19 protein-coding genes are annotated in these 18147 nt (G+C 55.3%); 4 read left to right on the top strand and 15 right to left on the bottom strand.

Annotation, left to right across the window (positions count from 1 at the left end; all coding sequences use genetic code 11):
- The 13 genes from ABJF76_RS08260 to ABJF76_RS08320 form a co-directional block, all read right to left on the bottom strand.
- On the bottom strand, window positions 1-289 hold a 289-nt coding region (locus ABJF76_RS08260; RefSeq protein WP_413822550.1), incomplete at its 3' end, for a bifunctional diaminohydroxyphosphoribosylaminopyrimidine deaminase/5-amino-6-(5-phosphoribosylamino)uracil reductase RibD.
- Window positions 290-312: 23 nt separating this feature from the next.
- Window positions 313-780 (bottom strand): transcriptional regulator NrdR, encoded by a 468-nt coding sequence (gene nrdR / locus ABJF76_RS08265; protein WP_413821841.1) that lies wholly within the window; start codon window positions 778-780, stop codon window positions 313-315.
- Between the two features lie 136 nt (window positions 781-916).
- Window positions 917-1354: a hypothetical protein gene (locus tag ABJF76_RS08270; RefSeq protein ID WP_413821840.1), complete on the bottom strand. Its 438-nt coding sequence runs from the start codon at window positions 1352-1354 to the stop codon at window positions 917-919.
- 68 nt (window positions 1355-1422) lie between these two features.
- Window positions 1423-1854: a hypothetical protein gene (locus ABJF76_RS08275; protein WP_413821839.1), complete on the bottom strand. Its 432-nt coding sequence runs from the start codon at window positions 1852-1854 to the stop codon at window positions 1423-1425.
- Between the two features lie 83 nt (window positions 1855-1937).
- A complete protein-coding gene (locus ABJF76_RS08280) occupies window positions 1938-2345 on the bottom strand; it encodes a secondary thiamine-phosphate synthase enzyme YjbQ (RefSeq protein ID WP_413821951.1) in 408 nt (135 codons plus the stop codon).
- Between the two features lie 16 nt (window positions 2346-2361).
- Entirely contained in the window at window positions 2362-2640 is a 279-nt protein-coding gene (locus ABJF76_RS08285; RefSeq protein WP_413821838.1) for an HlyU family transcriptional regulator, read from the bottom strand.
- Window positions 2641-2704: 64 nt separating this feature from the next.
- Entirely contained in the window at window positions 2705-4690 is a 1986-nt protein-coding gene (rpoD, locus tag ABJF76_RS08290; protein WP_413821837.1) for an RNA polymerase sigma factor RpoD, read from the bottom strand.
- Window positions 4691-4818: 128 nt separating this feature from the next.
- Window positions 4819-6792, bottom strand: a complete 1974-nt coding sequence (dnaG, locus tag ABJF76_RS08295; RefSeq protein ID WP_413821836.1) for a DNA primase — start codon at window positions 6790-6792, stop codon at window positions 4819-4821.
- 56 nt (window positions 6793-6848) lie between these two features.
- Window positions 6849-7151, bottom strand: a complete 303-nt coding sequence (locus tag ABJF76_RS08300; protein WP_413821835.1) for a hypothetical protein — start codon at window positions 7149-7151, stop codon at window positions 6849-6851.
- Between the two features lie 35 nt (window positions 7152-7186).
- Complete coding sequence (locus ABJF76_RS08305; protein ID WP_413821834.1) at window positions 7187-7732, bottom strand: sarcosine oxidase subunit gamma; 546 nt, start codon at window positions 7730-7732, stop codon at window positions 7187-7189.
- Window positions 7725-10658 (bottom strand): sarcosine oxidase subunit alpha family protein, encoded by a 2934-nt coding sequence (locus ABJF76_RS08310; protein ID WP_413821833.1) that lies wholly within the window; start codon window positions 10656-10658, stop codon window positions 7725-7727. The genes ABJF76_RS08305 and ABJF76_RS08310 overlap by 8 nt, the downstream gene beginning before the upstream one ends.
- Window positions 10655-10918 (bottom strand): sarcosine oxidase subunit delta, encoded by a 264-nt coding sequence (locus tag ABJF76_RS08315; protein WP_413821832.1) that lies wholly within the window; start codon window positions 10916-10918, stop codon window positions 10655-10657. Before ABJF76_RS08315 ends, ABJF76_RS08310 begins: the two co-directional genes overlap by 4 nt.
- A gap of 71 nt (window positions 10919-10989) precedes the next feature.
- On the bottom strand, window positions 10990-12243 hold the full coding sequence (locus tag ABJF76_RS08320) for a sarcosine oxidase subunit beta family protein (protein ID WP_413821831.1): 1254 nt from the start codon (window positions 12241-12243) through the stop codon (window positions 10990-10992).
- Between the two features lie 215 nt (window positions 12244-12458).
- Here ABJF76_RS08320 and ABJF76_RS08325 point away from each other — a divergent pair, with 215 nt between their 5' ends.
- Window positions 12459-13349 (top strand): SGNH/GDSL hydrolase family protein, encoded by an 891-nt coding sequence (locus ABJF76_RS08325; RefSeq protein ID WP_413821830.1) that lies wholly within the window; start codon window positions 12459-12461, stop codon window positions 13347-13349.
- Between the two features lie 45 nt (window positions 13350-13394).
- Here ABJF76_RS08325 and ABJF76_RS08330 read toward each other — a convergent pair whose 3' ends face one another.
- Complete coding sequence (locus ABJF76_RS08330) at window positions 13395-14825, bottom strand: Glu/Leu/Phe/Val family dehydrogenase (protein ID WP_413821829.1); 1431 nt, start codon at window positions 14823-14825, stop codon at window positions 13395-13397.
- 392 nt (window positions 14826-15217) lie between these two features.
- Between ABJF76_RS08330 and ABJF76_RS08335 the strand changes: the two genes are divergently transcribed.
- Genes ABJF76_RS08335 through ABJF76_RS08345 form a run of 3 tightly spaced genes read left to right on the top strand, consistent with a single transcriptional unit; the run spans window position 15218 to window position 17624 of the window.
- On the top strand, window positions 15218-16540 hold the full coding sequence (locus tag ABJF76_RS08335) for a pilus assembly protein TadG-related protein (RefSeq protein ID WP_413821828.1): 1323 nt from the start codon (window positions 15218-15220) through the stop codon (window positions 16538-16540).
- On the top strand, window positions 16537-17073 hold the full coding sequence (locus tag ABJF76_RS08340) for a TadE/TadG family type IV pilus assembly protein (RefSeq protein ID WP_413821827.1): 537 nt from the start codon (window positions 16537-16539) through the stop codon (window positions 17071-17073). Before ABJF76_RS08335 ends, ABJF76_RS08340 begins: the two co-directional genes overlap by 4 nt.
- Complete coding sequence (locus ABJF76_RS08345) at window positions 17073-17624, top strand: TadE/TadG family type IV pilus assembly protein (RefSeq protein WP_413821826.1); 552 nt, start codon at window positions 17073-17075, stop codon at window positions 17622-17624. Before ABJF76_RS08340 ends, ABJF76_RS08345 begins: the two co-directional genes overlap by 1 nt.
- Before the next feature lie 3 nt (window positions 17625-17627).
- On the opposite strand, the gene ABJF76_RS08350 is transcribed toward ABJF76_RS08345, so the two are convergent.
- Entirely contained in the window at window positions 17628-18128 is a 501-nt protein-coding gene (locus ABJF76_RS08350; protein ID WP_413821825.1) for a hypothetical protein, read from the bottom strand.
- Window positions 18129-18147 lie beyond the last annotated feature (19 nt).

Genomic DNA, 18147 nt, shown 5'->3' on the forward strand with positions numbered 1-18147 from the left:
GGTCTTGTACCGCAATGACAACGCGTGCGATGCCCGCAGCAATCAAGGCATCCGCACAAGGCGGCGTTTGGCCATGATGCGCGCAAGGTTCAAGCGTGACATAGGCTGTGGCGCCCTGCGCCAGTAATCCGGCTTGTTGTAAGGCGACAGGTTCGGCGTGGGGGCGCCCACCGGGTTGGGTCCAACCGCGACCGACAATGCGGCCCGCGTTGACGATGACACAACCAACCGCGGGATTGGGCCCTGTATTGCCCTGTCCACGCCGCCCAAGGTTTAGGGCGGCGCTCATATAGCGGGTGTCTTCTTGTGCGTTCACTCGTCTATGGCTGTGTCGGGACGTAGTTCCTGCACGAACTTATCGAAATCGTCCGCCGCTTGGAAGTTCTTGTAAACGCTGGCAAAACGCACATAGGCGACGGTGTCGATACGGTGCAACGCCTCCATCACGATTTCGCCGATGGTGCCTGATTGGATATCGGTTTCGCCCATAGATTCCAGACGACGCACGATGCCAGAAATCATTTGATCGATGCGCTCGGGATCGATGGGACGTTTCTGCATCGAGATGCGGATCGAGCGTTCTAGCTTGTCACGATCGAAATCTTCACGTTTGCCGTTGGTCTTAACCACCACAAGATCGCGCAATTGCACGCGTTCATATGTGGTGAAACGGCCTCCGCAGGCTGGGCAAAAGCGGCGACGGCGGATGGATACGTGATCCTCCGCTGGTCGGCTGTCTTTTACCTGAGTGTCTATGTTGCCGCAAAACGGACAGCGCATTGCCCATCCCCCTATGAAAAATCTGCCTGTGGTAGGGGTTTTCCCCTGTTCCACGAAACTATAGAAGGTTCACTAGGTTTTGGGTAGTCCAGAAATTGCGCCGCTACATAAGGCGTTGCGTCGTAACATCACGCCACTAACGGCGCAGCAAAGTGTTGGGGCCTGTACGAACGGCGATGTTAGTCAGGTCGCTGCAAAACGCATAAGCATGAGAAATCCTGTAAGACAGGCCCGATCTGCGCAGCCCCGGCCAAACCGAAGGACGAGCACCCTTGATTGGCACCGTGCTAAACACAACACCCTTTCGCCCCGGCATAGATTGCGCCGGACCACGTGGCGTGGTGATCGTCAGATTGCCCTGTCGCAGCCCCAAGCCTTTGCGCGCATAAATACTTGCCGCGCACCAGATTTGAGAGTTGCCCGCGCCGTCCGCCTCGATCACTTCAAACGAGTTTGCGTCAATTTGTGCAACGGGCAGTGTGAAGTTTTCGTTAAACCGATTGCTTTGGGCGGGCAGCAACGTTGGGATCGCCAACAATGCCGCTATTGCAAAAGCCGTTTGACGTTTCCGCATGAGAAATCTCCTGTGCTGCACACATTGCTGATCGGCGAGGCCCTGGTCATCTTTTGGGGCGGTCAACCTTACGAACCAACAACACGCACTCTGACATAGAACTGGGGTTCGTTCGAGCGGCAGATGGCATAGGCGTGCGCTTGTGAGAATTCCTGACCCGCTGTGCGGATGCTTTCGGAATAGGATTTGAACGCGTCCGGAACGGGCTGAGTTGTAAAGATCACGCTTTTACGGCCCGGGAAGGTCGTCGACGGGCCAACTGCCTGCTTAACATAAAGTTTGCCACCGCGCTGTTTAAGATAGTGGCGGGTAAACCGCGCCGCAGCGCACCACATTAGCGATCCATATGCGCCATCGTTCACGACAGCCTCGAATGTATTGGCATCGATGGGCCGGACTGGAATACGTACTTGTCTTTCAAATTGAACACGTTGCGCCGCCACAACTGTCGGCAAGATAAGCGCAAGCACAAGAAGAGGCACGGTAACAGATTTGAACATGTTAAACTCCCTTAGGGCTAACGTACCTTATACCAAGTTCACGTGGGCATCAATTTTGGCGGGGTTGGCTCACAACCCGTTGATCACCCAAGATGGGCAACCACGGACCGTACCTTGGGTGCGTCACGGTGTTCGAACAGGTAAATTCCCTGCCATGTGCCCAAGGCCAATCGTCCATCCGTCACAGGAATTTGCAGGCTGACCGGTAGTAACGCCGACTTGATATGCGCAGGCATATCGTCGGGGCCTTCGTACGTGTGGGTCAGATACGCCATGTCAGGATGGGTGGTCGGCGGCACAAGGCGTTTAAAGAAGTTGGTTAAATCAACTTGGACCTCGGGGTCCGCATTTTCCTGAATGAGCAAAGAACACGACGTGTGTTGCACGAAAAGGGTTAGCAAACCGGTCCCTTGCGCCCAAGTCATCACATCTCGGGTGAACTCATAAAGGCCTTGGCCCGAAGTGCGCATGTCGAAGGTGGTTTGACGCATCACTTGCAGCCCCGCGTCACCGGAAAATCCGGTCGCCCTGCTCATCGATCATCTGTTTGGCCTTGGCGATTGAAGTCGCCTCCGCTTGGCTCAAATCGCCGATGGTATCGGCCCGCACAAGCGTGTGGATTTTCGTCTCATCATCGATCTGCTTTTCGATGCGGGCCGAAACACGATAGGCCGTGCCCTCGCGGATAGGTGTCGGTGTAATAGAATAGTCTTTGTAGGATTCTGCCGTGGCTTTCGCAGGTGTTTCAGCGCCACTGCCACCAAAGAGCTTTTTTAGAAACGACATCGAAGACCTCGATTAACAAACGTGTACCCCGGCCGCCAACGACGTGTCGGCCGGGGTACTAAAATCACTGATCCAAGAACGAACGCAGCTTGCGGCTACGGCTTGGGTGTTTGAGTTTGCGCAGCGCTTTCGCCTCGATCTGACGGATACGTTCGCGCGTCACGCTGAACTGTTGGCCAACTTCTTCCAGCGTGTGATCGGTGTTCATCCCAATGCCGAAACGCATGCGCAGCACACGTTCTTCGCGCGGCGTGAGTGAGGCCAGAACCCGCGTCGTTGTTTCCTTGAGGTTTTCCTGAATGGCGCTGTCCAAAGGCAGCACGGCATTCTTGTCCTCGATGAAATCGCCAAGTTGGCTGTCTTCCTCGTCCCCGATAGGGGTTTCGAGGCTGATCGGTTCTTTGGCGATTTTCATCACCTTGCGGACCTTTTCCAAAGGCATTTGCAGCTTTTCTGCCAATTCCTCTGGGGTGGGTTCGCGACCGATTTCGTGCAGCATCTGACGACCTGTACGGACCAGTTTGTTGATCGTTTCGATCATGTGCACTGGAATACGGATCGTGCGCGCCTGATCTGCAATAGACCGGGTAATCGCCTGACGGATCCACCACGTCGCATAAGTCGAAAATTTGTACCCGCGACGGTATTCAAATTTGTCCACGGCCTTCATCAAGCCGATGTTGCCCTCTTGAATGAGGTCAAGGAATTGCAAGCCGCGGTTGGTGTACTTTTTGGCAATCGAAATAACGAGGCGCAGGTTGGCTTCGACCATTTCTTTCTTGGCCTGACGGGCCTCTTTTTCGCCCTTCTGAACCTGCTGCACGATCCGGCGGAATTCAGAGATATCAAGGCCGACGTATTGACCAACTTGCGCCATGTCGCCGCGCAGTTCTTCGACTTTTCCGGTGGAGCGTTCGATGAACATCTGCCAGCCGCGTCCAGTCTTTTCGCCCATTTCCTCAAGCCAAACCGGGTCAAGTTCACGGCCACGATAGGCGTCGACAAATTCCTTGCGGTTGATGCGCGCTTGGTCGGCCAACTTCACAATCGCAGAATCGATCTGCATGATGCGCCGGTTGATGCCGTAAAGCTGGTCAATCAGTGCTTCGATACGGTTGTTGTGCAGGTGCAATTCGTTGACCAGCAGAACAATTTCCGACCGCAACTTTTGATACCGGTCCTCTTGGGTATTCGAGAACGTGTCGTCTTCGTTCAAGGTCGCAGAAATCCGGCTGTCCTGCATTTCGGACAACAGACCGTAATGGTCGGCAATAACTTCCAAAGACTCCAAGACTTGCGGCTTCAGCGCGGCTTCCATTGCCGCCAGCGACATGTTGGCCTGTTCATCCTCGTCATCGTCGTCGTCTTTGGCGATGGGGTTGCCATCCGCGTCAAGTTCTTGCGCGTCATCGGTTTTTGTTTCGGCGTTTGGATTTGCCTCAACGACAGGGGCTGTGACGGTTTCGCCCTCTTCGCCCATTTGGGTACCAAAGGTCGCTTCAAGGTCGATCACGTCGCGCAGCAAAATGTCTTCGCTTAGAAGTTCGTCGCGCCAAATGGTAATCGCTTGAAAGGTCAGTGGGCTTTCGCAAAGCCCAGCGATCATAGTGTTACGACCGGCCTCGATACGCTTGGCGATGGCGATTTCGCCCTCGCGGCTGAGCAACTCAACCGAACCCATCTCGCGTAGGTACATCCGTACGGGGTCGTCTGTACGGTCCAGTTTTTCTTGGCCTGTTGCGCCAAGTGTCAGATCGCGCGTGCCCTCGGTGGCCACAACATCGGTCGAACCTTTCAGTTCTTCTTCTTCAGCTTCTTCGTCTTCGATGATGTTGATGCCCATTTCGGACAACATCGACATCACGTCCTCGATCTGCTCAGAGCTGACCTGATCGGGCGGCAAGACGGTATTCAACTGGTCGTAGGTGATATAGCCCTTTTCACGGGCCTCGCCGATCATCTTTTTGACGGCGGCCTGACTCATATCAAGCGAATGCTCGTTGTCCTGATCGTCAGTCTTTGAGTCTTCGTTCGTGTCTTTCGCGGCCATTCTGGGCTCCTTTACGGGGGCTCATGAGCGATTCGTTTGACCGATTCGCTAAAAGAATCATTTCGTGATCTGGGTGATTCGGCCACCCTCTTACATGCATTTTCTTAAGCGTTCGCGGCTAAAACGCATCACCGCCCCGGTTTGGAAAAAGTTATCTGGTCCATTAAGGACGCAAAGGCATCGCGTTCGCTCTTGCTCATACGTGCGCCATTTTCCCCTGTGTCGTATTCTGCGCTGTCTTCTTTGCTGGTTTGGCTGGCATTTGCTGCCGCCGCCGCGGCCTGACTTAAGCGCCAAGTCACCCCTTCATCTGCGACCCCTTCCAGGTCCTGCACCGCATCCGCGATTTCCGCATCCAGTCCCTTGGCCGCATTTATCTTGGCCAGTTCCTCGGCCACTGTCATGCGGGCCGTGTCGGCGTCGCCAGGTGTGCGGATGCAAGGTACTAGTGCCACATGGCGTGAACCCATAAGGTTATCAAGGGCATCTGGGCCCAGAGCGTTCAAAATATTTTCGCGCAACACCTCTGGTCCGGCGTGGGCATGGCGCAAAATCATGTCGCGCAGAACCGCATGATCAGGATCGGCGCAAGCCAGCGTTTCCAACCCGCTTTCGAAGTCTTCGGCAATGGTCGGCGAACAAATCAGCGACGCAAGGATGACCATTTCACGCAAATGCGCGGTAACTTGTTCGTCCCCGGCCGCAAGCGCGGATGACTTTGTGCTGGGCATCGGCGTGGGTGGTTCCTGCCAACTGCCGCCGCGTTTGCCTTTGCTGGGTTGCCACCCGCCGCTGCGTTGTGCGGGTGCGCGTTTGGCGCGGAACAGATCCCAACGCAGGTCTTTGATTTCCTGACCATAGTGTTGCCGGATCGAAGGGTCTTTGATCAGCTTGATCTTGTCGCGCAGGTTTTTATCAAGCGCTGCTTTGCGTTCGGGGCTATCAAACACGCGCCCTTCGGTTTCGCGTTGCCACAGCAAGCGGACCATCGGCACCGCTTCGTCCAACAATTTCTGCAACGCTCCTGCCCCTTGGGATTTCAACAAATCGTCCGGGTCTTGCCCTTCGGGCATCAGAGCAAAGCGCAAGGATTTCCCAGCCTCAAGAGCAGGCAGCGCCAAATCGATCAGCCGCATCGCGGCGCGCAGGCCTGCCGTGTCGCCATCGAGCGCGATGATCGGTTCATCCGCGACGCGCCACAACATAGCCAGTTGATGCTCGGTGATCGCAGTGCCAAGCGGCGCAACCGACGCACCAAACCCGGCTTCGGCCAGCGCAATCACATCCATGTACCCTTCGGCCACGATCAGCGGTTGCCCCTTCTTACCCGCCGCAGTGCGTGCGGGGCCGTGGTTGTACAGACTGCGCCCCTTGTCGAACAATTCAGTCTCGGGCGAGTTCAGATATTTGGCGTTGTCATTTGGATCCATCGCGCGGCCACCAAAGGCGGTACAACGTCCACGTGCATCACGGATCGGGAACATGATCCGCCCGCGAAAGGTGTCATAGGGCTTGCCGCCCTTTTGACTGGGCTTGCCCAAACCGGCACCAAGGATCAAATCATCCTCGACCCCTTTCGCCTTCAGCGCATCCCACAACCCTTGCCACGCATCCGGAGCAAACCCGATTTCCCAACGGTCTTGCGCCGCAGTACTTAATCCGCGCCGATCAAGATAGTCGCGCGCGGCGGAAGCGCCACCGGTTTTGAGTTGCAGGCGGAAATGCTGCACCGCCTGCTCCATCACCTCGGCCAATAACGTGCGACGGTCTGACTTTTCCTGCGCACGTGGATCGCGTGCCGGCATCTGCATGCCCGCTTCGCCCGCCAAAATCTCGACCGCTTCCATAAAGCTCACGTTTTCGGTTTCGCGCACAAAACTGATGGCGTCACCTTTGGCCTGACAGCCAAAGCAATAGTAATAGCCCTTGCGGTCATCGACGTGAAAGCTGGCCGTCTTTTCGTGATGGAACGGGCACGGCGCCCACATGTCGCCCTTGCCCTGATTGGATTTGCGCGCATCCCACATGACTTTACGCCCGACAACCTGCGTCAATGACAGGCGGGTGCGTATCTCGTCAATAAATCCCGGAGGCAGGCTCATGCCTTATAATATTGGGCGGCAGGGGACAAAGTCGAGTCCCCGCCTGCCCGATCTGACTATTGCTGTAGGCAAAGCTCGTTCCACGCCGCACTCAGATCTTCGTTGCGGATGGTTTTACGCTTTTGTTCGTACACCCAAGGGGTGATCAGCGGGATGGCGTTGTTGAACTTTTCGGGCCATTCAGGCGAAGACGCGATGATATGGTCCTGCACCTCACGTTCGCCCACACGGTCAAGGCGCGCGGCCTGAATGGCAGCCACAACTTGCGCCTGATAACCACAAGACTCTTCTTTTGTCTCTTGGGCCAGCGCGGGACTGGCAAAAGCGACGGTGGCAAGGATCAAGGCGAAACGGATCATGAGATACTCCAACAAAATAGAATCGTCGCGCCACGTTATCCGCGCGCGGCGACGCTTGCCATGGCTCTTTCAAGATCGTGAAGCAAAGTCCCCGCCATGGCGCGAAACACAAGAATGACAAAACGGTCCGCGCCAATGCGTGTCAGCGACCCATTCATGTGCTGAATTTGCGTGCGCGCCGTGTGCCCACGCTTAAAGGTCGCCGCCGATAGTTCGATGGGAACAAGGCGCGCAAGCACGTCCTGCACTCCCACCCCAGACAGCTGAACTGCGCACCACGCATCGGATTGATCGGTAAGTGCTGCATACTTTGACAACTCGGCATCCGGCGCAGGCCCTGCCAACAACACCATGTCGCGCCCAAACCAGATCGCGCGGACCCCGTCCTTGCCCGTGGCGCGCAATGGGGCCGGCCATGCGATGTCATGGGCCGCTTTCAGTGCATCACCTGCCGCCTTGTCCTGCCCTTTGTAGGGAGCAACTGACGTCAGCACGCCCAGATCGATTTCGGCCAATGTCACAGTGCCAATGGTACGTGGGCTGACTCCATCCAGCGGTGTTTTTGCAATCAACTCAACCACGCACGCGCCCTCCTTCGGGATCAAAGACCACGGGGTCACACAATTCCAACCGTGTTTGGACACCACGCAAATGATCGACCATATTCAACACCTCGCCGTGGCGGCTTTGCCCGTCCTTAACAAAGCCCATCCCGAGGAAATGCCCCATCGTCGGAGAAAACCCAACCGAAGTCACATAGCCCTGGTCATGGGCACGCACCGCTTCTTGGTCATCACTGTATATATGCGCGCCAGCCGTCAGTTGCTTGACCGGGCCGATAGGTTTCATGCCAACCAGTTGTTCGCGCCCCTCTGCAACAAAACCGGGGCGCATGGCCATAGTTTTGCCGATAAAGTCCTTTTTCTGCGACAGCATCCGCCCCATCCCGATGTCTTGGGCCGTCACACGGCCGTCGATCTCGCTGTGGGTGATAAAGCCCTTTTCGATGCGCAACACATTCAGCGCCTCCATGCCATAGGCGCCGCCTTTCAGCGCCTCGGCCTGCGTGACCAGCGTGCGGAACAGCGCGTCGCCATAACGCGATGGCACCGCAAGTTCATAAGCATGTTCCCCGGAAAACGAGATGCGGAACAACCGGCCCTTTATGCCCTGCACGGTTACATCGCCGCACGCCATAAAGGGCCAAGAACCGCCATCAATCGGCGCATCAAGCAGCCCATTTAAAAGGTCGCGTGCTTTGGGGCCTGCAACCGCAAACTGCGCCCATTGTTCGGTCACCGACATAATCCGCACGTCCCATTCGGGGTGCAATGCTTGGGTCACGAACTCAAGATGGCGCATGACAAGCCCGGCGGCGGCAGTGGTCGTGGTCATCACATAATGATGCGGCCCCATCCGCGCGCAGGTGCCATCGTCCATGACATGACCATCTTCACGCAGCATCAACCCATAACGCACGCGCCCTTCTTTCAGGGTCGAAAACAGGTTGGTGTAAACGAAATCCAGTAACTTGGCCGCATCAGGCCCCTGAATGTCGATCTTACCCAATGTTGAAACATCACACACACCCACCGCTTGGCGGACATGGCCGACTTCGCGGTCGCACGCCTGCCGCCACGTGGTTTCGCCCACCGTTGGAAAGTACGAAGGACGATACCACAACCCAACAGCAATCATCGGCGCGCCCATGGCAACGCTGGCCAAGTGGCTTGTGGTTTTACGTTCCGGCGCAAAACCCGCACCCTGCGCACCAGCACCAAGGGCCGCCAACGCCACAGGACTGTAAGGCGGACGAAAAGTGGTTGTGCCAGTTTCTGGAATTCCGCGGCCAGTGGCGTCCGCCAATAGCGCAAGCGCCGTGACGTTGGAGTTTTTGCCCTGATCGGTCGCCATCCCTTGGGTGGTATAGCGCTTCATATGCTCGACCGAAGTGAAATTCTCGACCGCCGCCTGCTTGACGTCCTTAACGCTAACGTCATTCTGAAAATCAAGCCACGCACGCCCTTTGCCCGGAACAGCCCAAAGCGGGGCAATATTATAAGGCGCATCATCCGCCACAGGCATCTCAACCACAGCCGGTTTTATTCCCAAAGCCTCAACACTGACGCGAGCCACAGCCGCCCCTTCGGCCAAACAAGCAGCGGTCGAAAACGCGCCATTGCATACGCCAGCCACATCCATACCCGGAATGGAACCAGGAGTGGGCACAAAACTGACAATGTCAGCATTCCACGTCGGGCGCTCGTTCATATGGCACGTCATATGCACCGTCGGGTTCCAGCCACCTGAGACCGCCAGGCAGTCCGTTGCAATCCGTTCTGTGCCCGATGCACTTTGCACAGTGATCGATTCCAACTGCTTGCGCCCGGCACTGCCCGACACCATAGCACCCGCCATGACACGATAATCGCCCAGCGCCTTTGCATCCGCGCGACTGTCGATGACTGCCGCCACATGCACACCTGCCTCGACCATATCAATGGCGGTGCGATGCGCGTCATCATTGTTGGCAAACACCGTCACAGCCGACCCCGGCGCAACGCCCCAACGATTGAGGTAAGCACGCACAGCCCCCGCCCCCATGATGCCGGGACGATCGTTGTTCTGAAAGGCGATGTGGCGCTCAATCGCGCCAGCGGCCAGCACCGAACGCTTGGCGACAATGCGCCAGAATGTTTCTTTTACCGCACCACGGGGCACACCTTGGCGATGATGGTTTACCCGCTCAAGCGCCCCAAAGGTGCCGCCATCATAGGCACCTGTCACAGTCGTGCGCGACATCAGACGAACGTTGTCCATCGTCGCAAGGTGCGCAACCGTATTGGCCGCCCATTCAGCCCCCGCAATCCCGTCAACAAACTGCGTTTCGCCGTTCAGGCGGCCACCCATCACGCTGTCTTCGTCCGCCAAAATCACCTGCGCGCCCGACTGAGCAGCAACCAACGCCGCCATCAACCCCGCAGGCCCGGCCCCAATCACCAACAGATCGCAGAACGCATAGGCCTTTTCATAATGATCTGTGTCCTTGACCGGCCCCAACGCACCAAGTCCCGCCGCACGACGGATCGCAGGCTCATAGACCTTTTCCCAAAACGCGCGCGGCCACATGAAGGTCTTGTAGTAAAACCCAGCCCCCAAAAACGGCGCTGCCAAATCGTTGACGCTTAGCAGATCAAAACCCAATGACGGCCAAGCGTTCTGCGGGCGCGCCTCTAAACCATCATAAATCTCTTGCACGGTCGCGCGCACATTGGGATCCGTCGCAGGCCCGTTGCCAACTGTGACCAGTGCATTAGGCTCTTCGGACCCCGCAGTCAGAATCCCGCGCGGGCGGTGATATTTAAATGATCGACCCACCATGCGGACATCATTGGCCAACAACGCCGAGGCCAAAGTATCACCATCAAAACCGCGGTACGTGTTGCCATCGAACCGAAACGAAACGGGGCGCGAACGATCGACTAAACCCTTGCCTTGAATTCTCATCGCGTGACCTCCAAAGCCAATTCAGCCCCCTTGACCTCATGGGTCACGGTGTCACGCACAACTTTCAACCACGCACCACACCCCGCATCATGGCTCCACAACTCCTCTAAATCGCCCGCCGGATTTTCGCGCAGATGCAAATACTCGTCCCACGCGGCTTCCCCTGCATCGGCAGAGGGGCGGTTCAACATGACAGCCGCCCCCTGATAATAAAATTCGCGCACATCCCGCGCGCCACAGATCGGACAGGGCAGCCGCATCAGAACTCTCCCACAGGCTCAATAGCCTTCATCTTCATTGTTCCCAAAATACTCATGTCCACGCCATCCTCTCAGTGCAGATTGTGCTGAGAGCCAGTGGCCTCTTCATCCATAATGCCCGAACCGGTACGAAAACGATCCAAACGATGGCGTACAGTGGTTGGATGCGGATTGCCCGTCGCCAGCAAATGCGCAAACGTATGGCCCGAGGCAGGCGTCGCCTTGAAGCCGCCGTAACACCAGCCCGTATTCACGTACAAACCCTCGATATCCGTGCGGTCCATGATGAATGTTCCATCAGGCGACATATCCATAATACCCCCCCAACTGCGCAACATCCGCGCCTTACCGATCTGCGGCATCAACGTCATCGCGGCCTCAGACACGTGTTCAACAAGCGGCAAATTACCTCGCGCGGCGTAACTGGAGTACATGTCGAGATCGCCACCAAAGACCAATCCGCCCTTGTCGGATTGGCTGATATAAAAATGGCCCATGCCGTAGCTGACCACATGATCCAAACAGGGTTTCAAGCCCTCGGTCACAAAGGCTTGCAACACGTGGCTTTCAATGGGCAATCGCATCCCCGCCATCGCCGCCACCTGAGAGGACCGCCCCGCAGCCACCATGCCCACCTTTTTCGCCCGGATTGGGCCGCGTGTGGTCTGAACGCCTTTCACGACACCGCCTTCGACATCGATGCCCGTAACTTCGCACTGTTGGATCAAGTCCACGCCCCGATCCGAGGCCGATCGTGCAAACCCCCACGCCACCGCATCATGGCGCGCCGTGCCGCCACGGGGATGGTAAAGCCCACCAAAAATCGGAAAACGCGTCTGATCGAAATCCAGCATCGGAAGAATTTTCTTCACGCCCTTCGGATCAAGCAGAACAGCGTCGTCGCCTTGACCCACCATTGTGTTACCGCGACGCGCAAAAGCATCGCGCTGACCGTCAGAATGGAACAAGTTGATCAGCCCACGTTGCGAGTGCATGACATTGTAGTTCAGGTCTTCTTCCAGCCCTTCCCACAGCTTTAGTGAATGGGAATAGAATTCAGAATTGCCCGCCAGCATGTAATTGGCGCGCACAATCGTGGTGTTGCGCCCCACATTGCCACCACCAAGATAGCCCTTTTCCAACACGGCGATATTGGTCAAACCATGTACCTTGGCCAGATAATGCGCCGTGGCCAATCCATGCCCACCGCCGCCAATAAGAACGATGTCATACTCGTCTTTAGGTTCGGGGTTACGCCAATGCGGCCCCCACCCCTTGTTGCCGGTCAGCCCTTCGGCCAGAACCTTCAGCCCTGAAAACCGCATGCACACCTCCGCGTTTATCCATCATAACACCTTGAACATCCCACAACATGAAGCAAGAGCGTAAGGCGTTGCATATTTGTATTCGACATGGTTCTGCCTATCTGTGACGGGAAATAAGGCAGCTTTTTAGATACATTGTTCACGCTTTTTTTCCTATTCATCCTCCACGACTTAAGTCAGGATCACTTTCACCACTCAAAAACGGAAAACTATCCATGCTCAAAAACCTGCTTCGCGGATTGACGCTTGCAACCCTGATGACCACGGCGGCCAATGCGCAAGACTCAGGATTTGAGTCTCCGACAATTCTGATTCTAGGGGACAGCCAGATTTCTTTTGGCTCTGGCCCGGTTTTTCTGGAGTTCTTTGAGAATATCAAAAGCCACTGCCCCCCTTCGGCCAAGCAGGCCAAAAATCTTGAAGCGCTGGCGGATATGAAAGTGGCCGTGATCGGGGTGCGCTCAACTTCATTGCCATCTTGGACCGCGACCATGGGGCGCGCCAAGGGCGCAATCTGCGATGTTGATCCCAAATGGCAAGTGAATGCCGGCACCTATGGGTTCATCAACACGACTGGCAACAAGTACAAGCAAATCGGAAGGGGCGAAAACTATCAGTTCTGCGCCAAGAACAAATCGGCCTTCGAGGTCATGTTCCGATCTGACTATTATGACCCAAAGTTGATCTTGCTGTCCTTCCTTGGCAATTCGGCCAAAACTTGGGCGAACGATTATAAAAAGGCGCTTCGGGATGTACGCAAGATGAACGCACAACTGCCTGCAGGCACGCCATGCATCTTTATGACAACCGCCCCCAGTTATTCCAAAAAAATCACGGACTTACGCATCAAAGCACAAGCCAATCTAGAACGCGCATTTGTCGAATCCGGCAGCCAGTGTAGTTTTATCAAGGGTGCAACACCGGAAACGGTCGCAGCCAATCAAGGCAACCGCCACTATTTTCGTGTGAACAAGTCGGGAAAGGTCAAAGACCCGTTCCACCCGAACACGAAGGCCGCCGAAAATTTCTTTATGATCGCGATGGATGACATTTGCACCGCAGTCTACGATCAAATTGATGCGGCCATGCCTGCCTTAGGCAAATAAGTATCAGGCGGGGCGTTAACCTCGCCTGATAGCTAATCAAAGAACTTACAATCCCTTGGCGCGATAGCTGTCCGCGATCTTTCCAATCGACACAAGGTACGCCGCCGTGCGCAAATCATCGACATCGTCGCGTTCATGCCAAACGGACGCCATCGACTGATAGGCCGCGCGCATCGTGTCATCGAGGCCCGAGCGGACCAATTCCAGCTCCCCCGCGCCGCGCAGATATTTCTGTTTGAAGTTCGGGCTTAGTTCCCAGCCGATGCCACTGTCAGAACTCAAACGTTCCAGTTCATCAATGATAAGTTGGTGGCGTGCCTCTTCTTGGCGGCGCTGCATGCGACCAAAACGAATGTGGCTCAGGTTTTTGACCCATTCGAAATAGGACACGGTCACGCCGCCCGCATTGGCATACATGTCGGGAATGATAACTGTTCCCTTCGCACGCAAAATGTCGTCAGCGCCCGCGGTAACAGGGCCATTGGCCGCCTCAATGATCAAAGGTGCTGTGACGCGTTCGGCATTGCTTAGATTGATGACACCTTCCAAGGCCGCCGGAATCAGGATGTCGCAATCCTGCTCCAAAACACTTGCGCCATCTTTCACATAAGTCCCGCCGGTATATCCGCTCACGCCGTCGTTCTCCGCGATCCATGTACGGACAGCTTCGACATCAAGCCCGTCTGGATTGACCAACGCGCCGTCACGTTCAATGATCCCCGTGATCTTGCAACCGTCTTCTTCGCTTAGGAACTTGGCAGCATGGTAACCAACATTCCCGAGGCCCTGCACAACCACTTTTTTACCGTCCAGCGTGCCCTCTAACCCGGCTTTCTTCTTGCCTTCAGAGTCGCGGAAGAACTCATGAAGCGCATATTGCACGCCGCGCCCCGTTGCTTCGGTGCGACCTTGAATACCGCCTGCATTGGTCGGCTTGCCGGTCACACAGGCAGACCCGTTGATGTCGGTTGTGTTCATACGTTTGTATTGGTCCGCGATCCAGGCCATCTCGCGTTCGCCTGTACCCATATCGGGGGCGGGTACGTTTTGGCTTGGGTTGATCAGATCGCGCTTGATCAGTTCATAGGCAAAACGCCGGGTGATCAATTCCAATTCAGATTCGTCATATTGGCGCGGGTCAATGCACAATCCCCCCTTGGACCCACCAAAGGGTGCTTCGACCAAAGCGCATTTATAGCTCATCAAAGCTGCCAAAGCTTCGACCTCGTCTTGGTTGACCCCCATTGAATAACGGATGCCGCCCTTGACCGGTTCCATATGTTCCGAGTGAACCGAGCGATATCCCGTGAAGGTTTGGATCTGGCCGCGCAGACGCACACCAAAACGCACTGTGTAAGTCGCATTGCAAACGCGCACCTTTTCTTCGAGCCCAGGGGATAAATCCATAAGTGCCACGGCACGATTGAACATGATGTCGACGCTTTCTCGAAAGCTTGGCTCATTCGGGGTATTCATGTTGGCCTCCTGATAATGACGCGGCGGTGCATCTTGGATCACTCTGTCACTTCGACGACAGCGATCAACCATAAACTGCCAACATTTTGTGCAAACTTGAAAATGCTTGGTCCACAGCCTTGGAACGACGTCTTCGTTAACAAATCGTCAACAATCGCCCCAAACGCCTTAAACTAGTGACAATCATCTTAAAAACACCTTAGCACTTTCCCGATTTCGCCCGAATTCGAACACATTCGAAGGTCATCAAAGCAATTGGAAAATTAGGCATACCCGCCAGGAAACCATCGAAAGCAAGGTGTATCATGTTAGTGAACACGACATCGAAATCGAAAGAAAAGTGCGCTCTGAAACGCTGCGCCGTTCATTTTGTGCATGACGAGAGCGGCACAATGACAATGTTCGGGACTATGATGATCCTGATGATGATCCTTGTGGGCGGTATCGGCGTCGACTTGATGCGAAACGAAATGGAACGGACACGCGTCCAAGCCACGCTCGACCGGGCAGTATTGGCCGCGGCCGACCTGGATCAAACCCTTGAGCCAGAGAACGTTGTTAACGACTACTTTAACAAGGCGGGCATGTTGAACTACCTGACCTCGGTCACCATCGACGAAGGTTTGAATTTTCGCACCGTAACGGCAAATGCACTGTCGACGACCCCGACACAGTTTATGCGCCTGATGGGCGTCAGTGAACTGAGCGTCCCCGCAAGTGGTCAAGCCGAAGAACGTATTTCCAACGTAGAGATTTCGGTTGTGCTTGATATTTCGGGCTCGATGGGCCGGAACAACAAAATGGAGAACTTACAAGACGCCGCCAAGGCATTTGTAGACTCTGTCATCCGAGATGAAACTGAAGACCTCATTTCGGTCTCGTTGATCCCATACACGGCGCAAGTTAACGCGGGCTTTGAGATCTTTGACGAATTGGACATTAACCACGTTCACGACTTTTCGTATTGCGTCGACTTTGAAATCGAAGACTTTGACATGGCCGCGCTGGACTTTGGCAAAACCTACGAACAAATGCAGCATTTTGAGGCAAGCTCGACCTTTTCACGGCCAATTGCCAATCCCGGCTGCCCGCAGCAACAATACGAAGAAATCCTGCCCTTCAGCCAAAGTGAAAGCGGCCTCAAGGCGCGCATCGATGAATACCGCGCGCGTGCTAACACCTCGATCCATTTGGGTATGAAGTGGGGCGTGGCCATGCTTGACCCAAGCTTCCGCCCTATTACTCAGGCCCTCGCGCTTGATAACTCGATCGACTCGGCTTTCGGCACCCGTCCAGCGTCCTATAATGACCCAGAAACGCTGAAAACTATCATCTTGATGACGGACGGCGAAAACGTGGACACCGTGCGCATCCACCCTCAGTACTATGCCCAAGAAAGCCACTATGTTCACTGGTCACGTTTCCCGCTGTACTGGTACTACAACAACTTTGTTCGCAGAAATCCGCAAAACTGGTACAATACAAAGTACACCGCCAGTCAAGCTGACACGATGTTAGGCAACATCTGCACCGCAGCCAAAGCCCACGGCATTGTTGTCTGGTCTGTCGGCTTCGAGGTGACCAACACTGCCGCCACCATCATGGAAGACTGCGCCTCCTCCCCTAGCCACTTCTTCCGAGTGGAAGGTGTTGAAATCAGCGAAGCTTTTGAAGCCATCGCCACACAAATTAACCAACTGAGGCTGACACAATGATACGCAAAGCCAAGCATTTTCTGCGGCGCTTCCGCCGCGAGGAAGACGGTCAAATGGTGATTGAATTCGCCCTCGCCGTGCCCCTGATCTTCACGCTGTTTTTGACTTCGGTTGAAATGGGCATCTACGCCCTGCGCCAGAACTTTCTAGACCGTGGTTTGGATTTGGCAGTGCGTAACGTCCGTCTGAATACCAGCGCCAACTTTACGCACGACGACATCAAACAGATGGTATGTGACTTCTCAGGCTTCTTGCCTGACTGCGATGTCGCTCTGAAGCTCGAGATGAACCCGATCAACCCACGTTCGTTCAACGGGTTCCCCAGCACAGCCGACTGCGTCGACACCTCGCAGCCCGTAACACCATCGCGGTCCTTTGTGAACGGTGGTGAGCACCAGCTGATGTTGCTGCGCGCATGTTACAGTTTTGACCCCGTCTTCCCATCCACGGGACTTGGATTTGCGTTTACCAAAGACGGCTCTGGCCGCGCAAAAATGGTATCGCTGTCCGGGTTTGTACAGGAGCCAGGATAATGAAACGCTTGAACACCTATTTGCGCAATTTTCGCGACGACGATCAAGGCAGCATCGCGGTTGAGACAATTATCATCCTACCCGTTATGTTCTGGGCCTATTTGTCGATGTTCGCGATATTTGATGCGTATCGCCAACACGCAATCAATCAAAAGGCAGCTTATACAATTTCAGACGTCATCTCTCGGGAAACGAACGGGATTGATGATGCCTATATGAACGGCACGCGTGACTTGTTGGGATACTTGACAGCCAATGAATCGGCGGACGTTGCTCTTCGGGTCACAAGCGTTCGGTATAATGCAAATGACGACGCCTATCGACGCGATTGGTCCGAGGCTGAAGGGTGGGTAAACCCACTTAGCAACAACGACGTGTCAGCGCTTGAAGACGATCTACCTATCCTGCCGCACAACGAACGGGTTGTGGTTGTTGAAACCTTTGTGCGGTACGAACCGCCCTTCAACACTGGGCTAAAAAATCGCACGATCCACAACTTTGTTTTCACCCGCCCGCGTTATGCGCCTCAGGTGCTGTGGGTGGGCGAATAAGGCTTAATCAGGATCTTGTTCGGCCAATATGCTTGCGATCACTTCGGCCATGTATTTGGCTTCGTGGGCGGGGGTCATTCCCCCCACTCCGACCCGAGACCACAAAGACCACCAAAGCCCCGGGCGCCATGCGCGGGGCTTTGGGCTGTTAAGGCGCAACAAAAAACCGTTGGACGGTTTGAAAGCGAACATGCCGCGATCTAGGCCTGCTACCTCGTCCATGCGCGCCAAAACAAAACCCGTCTTTTCACGCAGTTCTTGCCGCGTGAGTTCCAGCGTCACGGACGTCGACCGCCGCATTTGTTCCGCGATCCAGATCGACCCAGCCCCCAAAGCCACTAGAAATAGCTGCCATCCAAAGGACGGAGGGCGGGCAAAGGCCACATAGATCACCATCAGCGACAGTATCCAAAGTGAACCAATGCCAAGAATGCGCCGCCCAGGCGAAGCAGTGATCGTGGCCAAAACGGTTTCGGTATCGGGGTCAGTGTCAGAATTTTGCATATTCTGCACCTAGCCCGCC

The organism is Tateyamaria sp., from assembly GCF_039940735.1.
Classification (GTDB): Bacteria; Pseudomonadota; Alphaproteobacteria; order Rhodobacterales; family Rhodobacteraceae; genus Tateyamaria.